At 42.9% G+C, this 13,703-nt stretch carries 10 protein-coding genes; 6 read left to right on the forward strand and 4 right to left on the reverse strand.

Annotated features, from left to right (window positions below; all coding sequences use genetic code 11):
* Positions 1–9: 9 nt before the first annotated feature.
* From H8B06_RS06420 to bglX, 4 genes are all read left to right on the forward strand, one after another.
* Positions 10–1,503 carry a RagB/SusD family nutrient uptake outer membrane protein gene (locus H8B06_RS06420; protein WP_190993472.1) on the forward strand — a complete coding sequence of 498 codons (1,494 nt, stop codon included), beginning with the start codon at positions 10–12 and terminating at the stop codon, positions 1,501–1,503.
* A 28-nt stretch (positions 1,504–1,531) separates the two neighbouring features.
* Entirely contained in the window at positions 1,532–3,046 is a 1,515-nt protein-coding gene (locus H8B06_RS06425; RefSeq protein WP_190993473.1) for a DUF4886 domain-containing protein, read from the forward strand.
* A 75-nt stretch (positions 3,047–3,121) separates the two neighbouring features.
* A complete protein-coding gene (locus tag H8B06_RS06430) occupies positions 3,122–4,483 on the forward strand; it encodes a glucoamylase family protein (protein WP_190993474.1) in 1,362 nt (453 codons plus the stop codon).
* A 10-nt stretch (positions 4,484–4,493) separates the two neighbouring features.
* A complete protein-coding gene (gene bglX, locus H8B06_RS06435; RefSeq protein ID WP_190993475.1) occupies positions 4,494–6,773 on the forward strand; it encodes a beta-glucosidase BglX in 2,280 nt (759 codons plus the stop codon).
* 170 nt (positions 6,774–6,943) lie between these two features.
* Here the strand turns inward: bglX and H8B06_RS06440 are convergent, their stop codons facing one another.
* The gene (locus H8B06_RS06440) at positions 6,944–7,213 is read right to left on the reverse strand and encodes a hypothetical protein (RefSeq protein ID WP_130140011.1); all 270 of its coding nucleotides are present in this window, start codon (positions 7,211–7,213) and stop codon (positions 6,944–6,946) included.
* Positions 7,214–7,497: 284 nt separating this feature from the next.
* Here H8B06_RS06440 and H8B06_RS06445 point away from each other — a divergent pair, with 284 nt between their 5' ends.
* Together H8B06_RS06445 and H8B06_RS06450 are read left to right on the forward strand one after the other, a co-directional pair.
* A complete protein-coding gene (locus H8B06_RS06445) occupies positions 7,498–10,269 on the forward strand; it encodes a DNA gyrase/topoisomerase IV subunit A (RefSeq protein WP_190993476.1) in 2,772 nt (923 codons plus the stop codon).
* Positions 10,270–10,373: 104 nt separating this feature from the next.
* The gene (locus tag H8B06_RS06450) at positions 10,374–10,898 is read left to right on the forward strand and encodes a YceI family protein (RefSeq protein WP_190993477.1); all 525 of its coding nucleotides are present in this window, start codon (positions 10,374–10,376) and stop codon (positions 10,896–10,898) included.
* 46 nt (positions 10,899–10,944) lie between these two features.
* Here the strand turns inward: H8B06_RS06450 and H8B06_RS06455 are convergent, their stop codons facing one another.
* From H8B06_RS06455 to H8B06_RS06465, 3 genes are read right to left on the reverse strand one after another with little or no spacing between them, the layout of a single operon-like run.
* Positions 10,945–11,850: an aldo/keto reductase gene (locus H8B06_RS06455; protein WP_223857510.1), complete on the reverse strand. Its 906-nt coding sequence runs from the start codon at positions 11,848–11,850 to the stop codon at positions 10,945–10,947.
* A 32-nt stretch (positions 11,851–11,882) separates the two neighbouring features.
* Positions 11,883–12,575, reverse strand: coding sequence for an FKBP-type peptidyl-prolyl cis-trans isomerase (locus H8B06_RS06460; protein WP_190993478.1), 693 nt, complete (start codon positions 12,573–12,575; stop codon positions 11,883–11,885).
* Entirely contained in the window at positions 12,572–13,561 is a 990-nt protein-coding gene (locus H8B06_RS06465) for a glycosyltransferase family protein (protein ID WP_190993479.1), read from the reverse strand. Before H8B06_RS06465 ends, H8B06_RS06460 begins: the two co-directional genes overlap by 4 nt.
* Positions 13,562–13,703: the final 142 nt, after the last annotated feature.

A 13,703-nucleotide genomic window follows, 5' to 3' on the forward strand; every position in this document is an offset into this window, starting at 1 on the left:
AAGATTGAAATGAAAATATATAAAAAAAACAAAGCGGTATTTGCCTTGTCCGTAATGATACTTCTATTAACGGCGAGTTGCAGTACAGATTGGTTGGATATTAAACCAAAGGGACGCTTTACCGAAGAGGATTTGCCTACAGGTTCCTTAGAGGAACAGGTATTTGCTGCCTATTCCGGTTTGCGCAGTGAAGGAACAAGCGGCTTACAATATGTGGCTCTACATAACGTCCGTTCAGACGATGCACAGGTAGGAAGTAGTCCAGGTGACGCCGCTTCTGCAGGTCCGATCTATGACGAATTCAATTATTCACTCGATCACTGGCTCGTCAACGGTTATTGGTCCGGGCATTTTGGTCTCATAAACTTATCCAACAACATCTTGTCGGCAGCGGACTCTTTAGACAATCTCACAGACGGCACGCTTGCCAATATTGGTGAAGCCAAATTTCTTCGCGCATGGGCTTATTTTAACCTAGTGCGCACATTTGGCGAAGTTCCAATTATTGATTTTCGGATTACAGATCAGGCTTCGGCAAATCGACCAAAATCCACCATTCCGCAGATTTACGAACTTATTGATACCGATCTAAAGGATGCCGTAGCCTATTTACCCGAGACTTGGGCTGGTTTCCCAGGACGTGTCACGCGAGGTACTGCATTGGCGCTACAAACCAAAACCTTTATCGCGCGTCAGCGTTATCAAGAGGCATTGAACTCTGCACAGGCTGTTATTAACTCGGGAGTTTATGATCTCAGTGTTCCTTACGACATGATCTTCCGAGAGCAAAGTGAAAACAGCAAAGAGTCTATCTTTGAAATACAGGCTCTTTATGATGGGGTGAATAATTTTGGTGTCACTTATGCAAGTCGCCAAGGTGTTCGTGGTTCGGGAGAATGGGATCTTGGTTGGGGATGGAATATCCCTACGGCCAGACTCATCAATGCTTTCGAGCCGGGCGATCCACGGTTGGAAGCAACGGTATTATTTAGTGGCCAGACCAACGCCCCTTACGGAGAAACATTGCCAAACAATCTGCCAAGACCGTACTGGAATAAAAAGGTATACACCAATCCGGACTTAAGAGATCAATACGGTAGCCGAATGGGTCAATGGTTTAATGTCCGGATTATTCGTTATGCCGACATCGTTTTACTTGCTGCCGAAGCCGCCAACGAAATAGGAGGTGATGCCAATATTGATTTAGCTTTGGATTACCTCGAACAGGTAAGAGCCCGTGCACGGGGAAACAACAGCAATATTTTACCGGAGGTTACAACACGGAATCAAGAGGAGTTGCGCCAGGCGATACGTCACGAACGCCAAGTGGAACTTGGGATGGAGAACGAGCGGTTTTATGATCTAATACGTTGGGGAATCGACGTAGAGACGATGCATGCTGCTGGACATACAAACTATCAATTACGAAATCGCTTCTATCCTCTCCCACAAGCTGAAATAGACCGTTCTAACGGCGTATTGATTCAAAATCCAGATTATTGATTATAACATACATTAAGCATATATTGATATGAAAAAAAATATATATACGGGTTTATTGTGGCTATTTGGCATCTTAGCCGGGACACTAACCTTCAGCTCCTGTCAGAAAATGGAGCATCCCGTTATGGGAGAAATCATCCCCGATCCGGCGGATGATGGAAGCATTCGCATCCTCGCTATAGGGAATAGCTTTTCTGAGGATGCCCTTGAGGAACACCTCTACGGGCTTTTCGATGCTGCTGGGATATCTGTTACCATTGGAAATCTCTATGTCGGTGGCGCGTCTCTCAAAAACCATGAGGATAATATCCGGCAAAATGAAGGTGCATACAGCTTCCGAAAGATCGATCGTGAAGGTGAGAAAACAACCACGGCAGGATATACAATACACCGCGCTCTTTCTGAAGAAAACTGGACACATATCAGCTTTCAGCAAGTCAGCCAAAACTCGGGTCAGTACGACACCTGGGAAGACACACTGCCTTTTATATACAAATACGTAACCCCTCGTGCAAAGAATCCCGAAGTCAAATTCCTATTGCATCAAACTTGGGCGTATGCACAAAACTCGACACATGAAGGATTTGCCAACTATGATCGGGATCAGACCAAGATGTATAATGCCATCGTTGATGCCGTAAACAGGGCGAAAGATTTGGTTCACATTGACCTCGTTGTTCCAGCTGGAACAGCTATTCAAAACGTGCGGACCAGTATTATCGGCGACAATGTTACACGCGATGGCTACCATCTAAACAGCGGTATCGGCCGGTACACGGCGGCATGTGTATGGTTTGAAGCCATCACTGGACAAAGCGTGATCGGCAATGCATACAAGCCGGCTGGTATGTCGGATTATGAAGCCGAGATCGCGCAACATGCTGCCCACACAGCCATTACTACACCACTAGAAGTGACAGATATGGTCGATTACAAAGACTGGGGTGGCAGTTTTGAATTTGTCGATCCAATCTATCTTGATTTTGGACAAGCTACTGCTGTGGATGGATGGAACGGTATTACGACAAATGCTGTTGGTTTTTCTATCTCTAATCTGAAGGACATCAATAACGAATTTACCGGAATATCTTACACCATGCTCGAACGATTCAATGGCGTAAATACTAACGGTGTCCCGTTAGCTAATCCAACGGTATTTCCAATACCCGAATCTGTAGCGCGAAGATCTTTCTTTGGGCATGCTTTGGATTGGGGAACGACGCCAGCCTTTGAAAAAGGCGTGTTTAAACTTTACGGACTGGATCCTGAAAAATCCTATGAACTCTGCTACTATGCATCTAGAGAGGGAGGTGATGTAAATGTAAGGGAAACCGCCTTTATCGCAGAAGGAGCAAATACCAGTACCGTGTCTGTACTTACTTCTACTACGCCGCCAGCACATCCACCGGTAGTCTGTAGCCCTAGTGCAGTTACTCCGAACAATGATGGAGAAATTACGATAACCGTAACCGCAGGCGCCAACAATACACATGCAAACAAGTTCTTTTATATTAACGCGATGCGCATACAACCGTCAAATTAATATTTGATACCCCTTTACCAACTATCGGATCCGCTGAGATCCGATAGTTAATTTCAAAACTCATAATTTTCAACAATGAAGTTTACCTATTTGACATTCACAACCGTACTAAGTATATTATTCCTAAATTGTTCCGCTCCCAAAACAGAAAACAGTACGGACTCAGAGGCCGAGAAAACATTATCTGATGATTCGCTAATAAATCTCGTTCAAGAACAAACCTTCCAATATTTCTGGGATGGGGCTGAACCTAACTCCGGATTGGCCAGAGAACGGATTCACATAGATGGCGAATATCCTCAAAATGATGAAAACGTTATTACTATCGGTGGAAGCGGTTTTGGTTTAATGTCTGTCTTGGTAGGGATACATAATGAATTTATCACCAAAGAAGAAGGACTGGCACGTTTTGAAAAAGCGCTGAACTTTCTTGATACGGTCGATCGGTTTCAAGGCGTATGGTCACATTGGTATCACGGTGATACCGGAGAACCGAAGGCTTTTAGTGACGCAGACGATGGCGGCGATATCGTGGAGACGGCATTTATGGCTGAAGCCTTGATCTGCATCCGAGAATATTATAAAAACGGTAGCGATGCGGAGAAGAAAATAGCCGCTAAAGCTGATGAACTCTGGAAAGGCATCAATTGGGATTTCTATCGGAACGGGAAAGATGTACTTTATTGGCACTGGAGCCCCAAACACGGCTGGGGCATGAATCATTCGATTCAAGGATTTGACGAATGTATGATTGCTTACATTCTGGGGGCTTCATCCCCTACCCATGCCATTCCAGCAGACACTTACCATAAAGGTTGGACCCGTGACGGTGCTATCCGTACATCCGTTACAAAATATGATATTCCGACCGTATTGAAACACAATGCAAAAGAAGGCGAAATAGGTCCGCTATTCTGGTCACACTATTCCTTTTTAGGACTTAATCCAATGGGACTATCCGATCAATATGCAAATTATCAAGATGTGGTTACAAACCATACCAAAATCAATATTGCTTACGCCAAAGAGAACCCGAAACAGTTCAAAGGTTATGGAACAGACAAAGGCTGGGGTTGGACAGCAAGTTATTCTACAAATGGATATAATGCCCATCATCCGGACAATGATCCTACCGGTGTGATCTCCCCCACAGCAGCTATTTCATCCATACCTTACACACCAAAGGAAAGCATCAGCTTTATGCGCTATTTAAAAGATAGCATTGGCGACAAGGTATGGGGCAAATACGGATTCTATGATGCCTATAGCGAAACAGAAAATTGGTATCCTCAACGTTATCTTGCCATTGATCAAGGTCCGATGGTCGTCATGATCCAAAACTATAAAGATGGTTTCATCTGGAATCTCTTCATGGGTGCGCCGGATGTACAAGAAGGTTTGAAAAAACTAGGTTTTACCAGTACATATATCAAGTAAAATTGTAGCCATGAAGAAGATCGTACGTTCCATAGTCGTATTAACTATTTCCATTTGCTCCTCTGCTTTTGCCCAAACCGACACCAAAATGGATCAATTTATCGCAGATCTCATGGGCAAGATGACCGTGGAAGAAAAAATTGGACAGCTAAATCTTGTTACCGGAGGCGAAGCCGTGACGGGCTCGGTTGTGTCTACCGGTGTAGAAGCTAAAATAAAGGCAGGCGAAATCGGTGGAATCTTCAGTATGTCTTCCCCCGGCAAAATCAGAGCAGCACAAGAATTAGCGGTTAAACAATCGCGCTTGGGCATCCCTATTATTTTCGGTATGGACGTTATTCATGGGTATAAAACGATGTTTCCTATCCCGCTCGGTTTAGCAGCCACTTGGGATATGGAGCTTATTCGCGAATCAGCACGTATCGCCGCGGTAGAAGCCAGCGCAGATGGTTTGAACTGGACATTCTCTCCGATGGTCGATATTTCCCGGGATCCGCGTTGGGGCCGGATATCCGAAGGAAGTGGCGAAGACACCTACCTTAGCTCGCGCATTGCAGCAGAAATGGTCAAAGGTTATCAAGGTGATGATCTCGCTGCAAACTATACCTTGATGGCCTGTGTGAAACACTTTGCGCTTTATGGTGCCGCCGAAGCTGGAAGAGATTACCATACAACCGATATGAGTCTGCACCGGATGTATAACGAATACTTCCCGCCCTACAAAGCCGCCATCGATGCCGGTGCCGGAACGGTGATGACATCGTTTAACGATATCAATGGTGTACCTGCTACTGCAAATAGATGGCTGATGACGGATGTTTTACGCAACCAATGGGGATTCAAAGGGATGGTCGTTACCGACTATACCGCGATTAACGAACTTATTGATCACGGCTTGGGTGATCTACAAGCCGTATCCGCTTTAGCGTTGAAAGCCGGTGTACACATGGATATGGTTGGCGAAGGTTATCTTACAACGTTAAAAAAATCACTAAATGAAGAAAAAGTGACGCTAGCGGAAATTGATGAAGCTTGCCGACTAATATTAGAAACAAAATATAAGTTAGGACTTTTTGACGATCCGTTTCGCTATTGCGATGAGGAACGGGCAAAAAACAACATCCTCACGACCGCCCATTTAGCCAAAGCGCGTGAAATCGCCGGCAAATCTTTTGTGCTATTAAAGAACGAAAATAATATCCTCCCGCTGAAAAAAGAAGGCACAGTTGCGTTAATTGGTCCGTTATCCAACACCCGAGCGAATATGCCCGGAACGTGGAGTGTGAGTGCTGATCTGGCGAATACGCCTAGCCTATTAGAAGGTATGCAAGCTGCGCTAGGCGATCAAGTGAAGATCGTACAGCATCTGGGGGCCAATTTAATGGCGGATGCTGCCTATCAAGAACGCGCCACCATGTTTGGGCGCACCATACCACGAGACGAGCGACCGGAAGACGAAATCATTGCCGAAGCATTGCAAGTAGCGGAATCGGCGGATGTTATCGTAGCCGCACTTGGCGAATCCTCCGAGATGAGTGGTGAAAGTTCCAGCCGTACCGATCTGGACATCCCGGATACCCAAAAGCGGTTATTGGAGGCATTACTAAAAACAGGTAAACCTGTTGTATTGGTTTTGTTTGCAGGCCGGCCCTTAACATTGACTTGGGAAAACGAACATGTTCCTGCTATATTGAATGTTTGGTTTGGGGGTACCGAAACAGGTAAAGCGGTGGCCGATGTGCTCTTTGGCGAAGTGAATCCTTCCGGTAAACTACCGGCTACATTTCCGCAAAACGTAGGACAAATTCCGCTTTATTATAGCGCCAAAAATACCGGACGCCCCTTGGCTGATGGCGCATGGTTTGAAAAATTTCGTTCGAACTATCTAGACGTTACGAACGAGCCCCTCTATCCTTTTGGTTATGGTTTAAGTTACACCACATTCAACTACGGCGATATCCAATTGGATAAAAACACGATGGGTGCCGATGACAAACTCACCGCTACGATTACCCTGAGCAATACGGGTAATTATGATGGCGAAGAAGTTGTTCAGCTGTATATCCGTGACCTGGTGGGTTCAGTTACGCGTCCGGTGAAGGAGCTTAAAGGCTTTCAGAAGGTTTTTCTGAAAAAAGGGGAAAGTCGTGATATCCGCTTTGAGATTACGGTCGATGATCTGAAGTTTTACAACAACGAGCTGGAGTTTGTGGCCGAACCGGGCGATTTCAAGCTATTTATCGGCACGAGTTCCAGCGATGTGAAAGAAACGGATTTTTCGTTGCTTTAACATTCCGGCAAGGCCCATACACATTTTTTCTGATATGTATAGGATAAAATCCTGCCAAAATGAGGGGTACCTCAAAAATATTTTTGGCAGGATTTTGCCCCATGAAAGGCCTATTTACAATAGGCTTTTTCATCAAAAAACAGCCTTTAAAAGCATTTAAATACACTTTTTTACCGTTTTGCAAGTACACCGCTCAGAAAATAAAAAACAGACAAGTTTTCAAAAAAACCGTCTAACAAAAACAAAAAGTCGTCTGACAAAACAAAAAAAGTGAACGGAAATTTCGGATTATCGGACGACATTTCTAGATATTCGTCTAACGAAACAAAATCATGGAAAGAAGATTTTGTTTTGTCGTCCGACAATCCCGCGTACCCGCTCCATGTCACAAAAATAACAGGCTGAAAACCGGCGTTGCCGGACGATAATTTTGCATACATGAACGCTAAAACAAAATAAACGCAGGAAGAATTTATAATCTCCTTTGACAATGCCGTATATCTGCTGAAGGAAACAAAAATAGCAGGGGAAAAACTGACGTTGTCGGCAGACTTTTTTGCGCAGCTGTTTGATGAAACAAATTTATGTGTGGAAGATTTTCTTTATCACGATGACTAAATCAAATCATCACACGAATTTCTTTTAGGATTCTTCGTTTTTTCGTACTTTTACTTACTTTCAAAGTGAAACAAACTGTATCAAAATAAAAGGCATTTTATTTTAAATGAACGAAGAGACAAATTTTCCGAACGGAAATCCAGATCAGAACACAGACCATCCCGAACACGAGTTAAATTCGACCACGATACCCCTATCGGGTCTGTATGAAAACTGGTTTCTGGATTATGCTTCATACGTTATCCTGGATCGTGCTGTGCCGCATATCAACGATGGTTTTAAACCTGTACAACGACGTATCCTGCATTCCTTAAAGGAAATGGACGACGGGCGCTACAACAAAGCCGCCAATGTGATTGGTAATACGATGAAATACCATCCGCATGGCGATGCCTCTATTGGCGACGCCATGGTTCAGATCGGGCAGAAAGATCTATTAATCGACTGTCAGGGAAACTGGGGCGATCCGATAACGGGCGATTCCGCAGCTGCGCCGCGGTATATCGAGGGTCGGTTGTCTAAATTCGCGAACGAAGTAATCTTCAACCCCGATACGACCGAATGGCAATTAAGTTACGACGGACGAAATAAAGAACCCGTTACCTTACCGGTAAAATTTCCGCTCCTCTTAGCACAAGGTGCAGAAGGGATCGCCGTCGGATTGGCGACTAAAATCATGCCGCATAACTTTATCGAGTTGATTGATGGTGCTATACAGGTACTAAAAGGCGAGCGTCCCCATCTCTTTCCAGATTTTCCGACGGGAGGACTTGCTGACGTCTCCAATTATAGTGAAGGGCGTCGAGGCGGAAAAATCCGCGTACGTGCTAAAATTGAAGAACGGGATAAAAAGACGCTTGCCATCACCGAAATTCCTTACGGGACAACGACAGGCGGTTTGATTGACAGTGTAGTTACGGCCAACGAAAAAGGCAAAATAAAAATTAAACGCATTGAAGATAATACCGCTAAAAATGTAGAAATTATCGTGCATTTGGCCGCTGGTATTTCTCCGGACGTAACCATCGATGCGCTGTATGCTTTTACTGCCTGCGAAACGTCGATTTCTCCCAATACCTGTGTTATCATCGATAACAAACCGCACTTTATGAGTGTGAACGATATCTTGATTGAAAACACCAAGCAAACAAAAGCACTCTTAAAAAGAGAACTCGAGATTAAGCTTCACGAATTGCAGGAAAAAATATTCTTCAGTTCGTTGCTGAAAATTTTTATACAAGAGGGCATGTATAAACATCCTGCCTATGAAAATTCAGGTGATTTTGATACCGTCGTGCACGTATTAGATAAACTCTTTGAACCGTTTTTCGATCAATTTTATCGTGCGATCACCCCTGAAGATTATAAACGCCTGATCGATAAACCGATGAGTAGCATCACGCGCTTCGATGTAAAGAAAGCCGACGAGCAGATGAAGGCACTGGAGGATGACATCAAGGTGGTTAAAAGAAATCTACGTAACCTAACGGAATTCACAATCGACTGGTTCGAACATTTACGCAGCAAATATAGTAAGGGACGGGAACGCAAAACAGAAATCCGGATCTTCGACAAGGTAGAAGCTTCGCAAGTGGCGTTAGCCAATGCCAAGTTGTATGTGAACCGCGTAGAGGGTTTTATTGGAACCGGCATGCGTAAAGATGAATTTGTATCGGAATGTTCCGACATAGACGATATCATCGTATTTCGCACTGACGGCAAATATTCCGTCACCAAAGTACAAGACAAAGTTTTTGTCGGAAAAGATATCATTCACGTCGCTGTTTTTAAAAAAGGTGATGACCGTACGATTTACAATGCGATTTATAAAGATGGCACTTCGGGTACAAGTTATGTCAAACGGTTTGCCGTCACCGGTGTCACACGGGATAAAGAATACGATATTTCCAAGGGAACAAAAGGCTCTAAAGTACTGTACTTCACAGCCAACCCAAATGGAGAAGCGGAAATCGTCAATATACAGCTGAAACCACATTCCAAATTACGTAAACTCAACTTCGATGTTGATTTTGCGGAAATTGCGATCAAAGGTAGAGGCTCGCAGGGCAATATCGTTTCCAAATATCCATTGAAAAAGGTAGTATTCAAAAATGCGGGTGTTTCGACGCTTGCCGGCCGTAAAATATGGTTTGATGATGTTCTTCGTCGTCTGAATGCGGACGAACGTGGCCGTTACTTAGGCGAATTTGATGGCGATGACAAAATCTTATTAGTGTATCCGGACGGCTCCTACGAGTTCTCCAGCTTTGACCTCAGCAATCACTTTGACGGCCATGTTTTGCGGATGGAGAAATTTGTATCAGAACATATTTATACCGCTGTTCATCAAGATGGTAAATCGGGAACATATTATGTAAAACGCTTCAAGTTCGACGATCAACCCATCGGCAAACGTCTCTCCTTCATTAACGAAGCCCCCGGTTCTAAGCTTATTGTCCTGACAAACGGCATAGAACCAGTGGTTCGTGTAAATCTATTGAAAGGAAAAGCACAAACACCAGAGACGTTAGAACAACCTCTAAACGAGATTATCGATATCAAAGGTATGCGCGCTCAAGGTAATCGGCTTTCGTTCCATACGGTGAAGAACGTAAAATTGATCACGGAGGACATTGACCTTACGGAAAAAATAGAGCAACAAACAGAAGACGCCATGCTTCTTTCCGTGGATCAGCCAGAAAAGGAAACGTCCGAAGAAAATGTAAAACAGGACCTTACGGATATGGGGACCATAGAAGAAGGAGAAAATGAAGAAATGATTATATCGCAGGATAACGACCGTGACAACGTCAGCTTTGAAATTACAAATCCTGATGATATTAATCTCGACGACTCAGGGCAAACATCACTGTTCTAACCCATTCTTTTTCTTAACATACATCAATGTACCGTGCTGATTTTTGGTCTACATTTGTAGTGTTCAAGAGAATTAAAGTTTAAATTAAAAAATAAAATAAGATTATGGCAACATGGAGCTTAGACAAAGCGCATAGCGAAATAGAATTTAAAGTAAAACATATGATGATTTCTAACGTCAAAGGGTATTTTCACGATTTTGATGTTACGGTAGATGGAAATGCAGAAGATCTAACACAAGCCAACGTAGATATTTCGATTAAAACTGCTTCTATCAATACCAAAAGTGAGTCACGCGACGAACATTTAAGAGGTGCTGATTTCTTCAACGCTGACGCTTATCCTACCATTCGCTTTAAAACAAATGAAATCAAAAGGATAGATGATGACGAGTTTGAATTAACGGGTGATCTAACCATTAAAGACGTTACTAAGCCAGCAAGCTTTGTTGCTGAATTTGGTGGTTTAGCAAAAGACCCTTGGGGAAATCAAAAAGTCGGTTATACCGTAAATGGAAAAATCAATCGACAAGATTTCGGATTGACCTGGAATGCCGCTTTAGAAACAGGGGGTGTTATGGTCAGTGAGGACGTTAAATTTTACGCTGACGTACAGTTTATCCTTTCTTAAAGGAAAAAAAGAACGTAGAGACGCAACATGTTGCGTCTCTACGTTTTTATACATGCTCTTTATATACCAATCTACGGATACCTCGCTCCAGTTCTACACGATCATTTTCAGACAACACGACCGGTCGGTCTATAACGTCCTTGAGATCATTCAATTGCGCTGACGTACGCACGCCTACCGCAGCAACTTCCACCACAGGATGGCTAAGGACATACGCCAATAAAAGATGCGTTTTACTAATTCCCAATGAATTTGCCAGCTTTTCAACATTCCGTTGTGCATGTCCAACTTCTCCGGAAGTCAATTGCAAATAATCTTTTACGGGTTTATCAATTAACAATCCCTGTGTCAAAGCACCACGACTGATAACGGAAATATTCTTCTCTCGCAGGAGTGGAAATATAACTTCAGGTCGGCGATCTAATAGGTTATATTGCATCATGACACTAACGATATTTGATTTCTCCGCATACGCCCTAATCACGTTTGGACGTATGGAAGAGAGGCCATAATAACGGATTTTTCCTTCTTCTACCAACTGTTCAAATGCTTCTATAATTTCATCTATCGGATCCTCTATTGTACCTCCATGCAATTGATATAAATCAATATAGTCAGTGTTCAGTCGTGCTAACGAAGCATCTACTGCCTTGAGAATGTAAGCTTTGGAAGCTTTCCAATCCCACGCACTACCATCTGAACGCCATTGATTGCCAACTTTGGTCGCTAAAACGACCTTGTCACGTATCGGTGCTAGTACTTGGCCGATCATATCCTCATTCATGCCCCGCTCGTACAAATCGGCCGTATCAAAGTAATTAACACCCAATTCGACAGCACGTCGCAAAACTTCCGTGTTTTGTTTTGTAGCACCTCCTTTCAGTGACATCGTCCCCAAACCAATAGGTGCAACTTGTAATACGGAATGTCCTAGTTTCTTTAATGCTATCATCTTTCATTGTTGTTGACGACGTTTTTACTCCTCTACAACGTAGCTGGTGCTTCTTGGCCTTTTATAGCAATTAATTCGATTTCAAAAATCAATGGGCTATAAGGCGGTATATCTCTTCCTGCACCTCGTTCACCGTAACCTAAGCTAGAGGGGATATATAATTTATATTTAGCTCCACTTGCCATTAATGGAATGCCCAACTGCCATCCTTTAATAACATTGGCTAAATCAATATCCAACGGCTCTCCACGTTCATATGAATTATCAAAAACCTTTCCATTCGCCAATGTACCTTTATAATGTACAGTCACTTCATCATCACCCGTAGGCTTCTGTCCGCTTCCTTCTTGAATCACTTCGTAATAAAGTCCTTCTTGAAGATGTTGGACACTTGGCTTTTCCTTAAGGGTATTGAAAAAGGCGATCTCTTCTTCCTTAAATACATTGATTTTTTCCTCTGCCGCTTTTGCAAAAGCTGCCTTAATAATACGTATCCCCTCTTCTTCACCAATCAATTCCTCTTTTCCCTGTATAGCATCATTTACACCTTGTAAGAAACTTTCAGCATTAATCTTAACACCGCTGCTTGTAAGTGAAGAACCTACATCCTTACCCAATGCATAGGATACGGAATCGGTATTTGATTTTAAAACCTGCGCCTGTGCTGCGGACATTCCTGTACATGTAACTGCCATCACGGCTAATCCAATCTTGTTTATATTCATTGTTTATGTTTTTCTACTATATTCATCACAATTTCACTTGTCATATTGGGATAATCGACCTTTACTTTATTCTTGCTATTCAGCCATGCTTCCATAGCATAATCAAACTTTTTCTTCAAGCTACCAATTACCGGAACACCCATTTGTTCCAAAGCCGCTGCATTTAAGTGTTGTTCGTATTGATTCTTCATAGGAATCACCAACAATTTTTTTTCTAAAAACAACGCCTCTGCAGGGGTTTCAAATCCTGCTCCACACAACACCCCGGCCGCATTAGCCATACTTTTCACAAAGGTATCACTCTGTATGGGATTAATGGTCACATTCTTGACCGTAAACTTACTTTTATTATGTTTGGAATACACATCCCATTGAATATCGGGAAATTTGGAAAGATTTTTCAACAAATGGGCATCATCATACGATGGCAAATAGACAGTATAATGCCCATTATCCTTTGGATCGAGCTGACGAACAGATTCCCGGATTACAGGTGTATAGATGTGATCGTTATAGGATTTAAAATGGAACCCGTAAGAAGTACTGGCGGGCGCATAGTTCTTCATGATAAATTTACCTAGCATATCTGCTTCTTCGGGTTTGGGACTAGCGGGATGCAATGCTGCAATTTGATGGCTCAATCCGACACAAGGTATATCTCGTGTTTGACAAGCCCATGCCGAAATCGGTTCAAAATCATTGATGATCAAATCGTAATTCTCTACTGGCAGCGTATTAATCTCTTTAATAAATCTTCGGACAGTTGAACTCATGAAAGTCCGCCACAAATCGACACCTCCCGATTTTCCGAAAATAAAGCTCAAACCGTGTAGACGATATTTTACCGGAAATGGAAGTTCTATATCCGCTTGGATACCACTCACCAGCACATCCACTTCTCCTAAGGTCTGCAGTATTGGAATAATATCTAACGCTCTACATAAATGACCGTTCCCTGTTCCTTGCACTCCGTATAGAATCTTCATGTATTTATATTTAAAGTTAGAACGATAACTTTCTAGCCTTTTAACAAGCCCCAAAGTACTAAATTTCCGCTAATTAGTAAACGAATAACCTATATTTAATATAAATTTATTACCTTTCAAGCAAACCATCTATACGAGTGAA

It is taken from the genome of Sphingobacterium micropteri (assembly GCF_014692515.1).
In the GTDB taxonomy this organism is placed as follows: domain Bacteria; phylum Bacteroidota; class Bacteroidia; order Sphingobacteriales; family Sphingobacteriaceae; genus Sphingobacterium; species Sphingobacterium micropteri.

Bases quoted from the DNA above. Each gene is read 5' to 3' on its own strand.
- H8B06_RS06420 (WP_190993472.1), top strand. From the start codon at position 10: ATGAAAATATATAAAAAAAACAAAGCGGTATTTGCCTTGTCCGTAATG.
- H8B06_RS06425 (WP_190993473.1), top strand. From the start codon at position 1,532: ATGAAAAAAAATATATATACGGGTTTATTGTGGCTATTTGGCATCTTA.
- H8B06_RS06430 (WP_190993474.1), top strand. From the start codon at position 3,122: ATGAAGTTTACCTATTTGACATTCACAACCGTACTAAGTATATTATTC.
- bglX (WP_190993475.1), top strand. From the start codon at position 4,494: ATGAAGAAGATCGTACGTTCCATAGTCGTATTAACTATTTCCATTTGC.
- H8B06_RS06440 (WP_130140011.1), bottom strand. From the start codon at position 7,213: ATGTATGCAAAATTATCGTCCGGCAACGCCGGTTTTCAGCCTGTTATT.
- H8B06_RS06445 (WP_190993476.1), top strand. From the start codon at position 7,498: ATGAACGAAGAGACAAATTTTCCGAACGGAAATCCAGATCAGAACACA.
- H8B06_RS06450 (WP_190993477.1), top strand. From the start codon at position 10,374: ATGGCAACATGGAGCTTAGACAAAGCGCATAGCGAAATAGAATTTAAA.
- H8B06_RS06455 (WP_223857510.1), bottom strand. From the start codon at position 11,850: ATGATAGCATTAAAGAAACTAGGACATTCCGTATTACAAGTTGCACCT.
- H8B06_RS06460 (WP_190993478.1), bottom strand. From the start codon at position 12,575: ATGAATATAAACAAGATTGGATTAGCCGTGATGGCAGTTACATGTACA.
- H8B06_RS06465 (WP_190993479.1), bottom strand. From the start codon at position 13,561: ATGAAGATTCTATACGGAGTGCAAGGAACAGGGAACGGTCATTTATGT.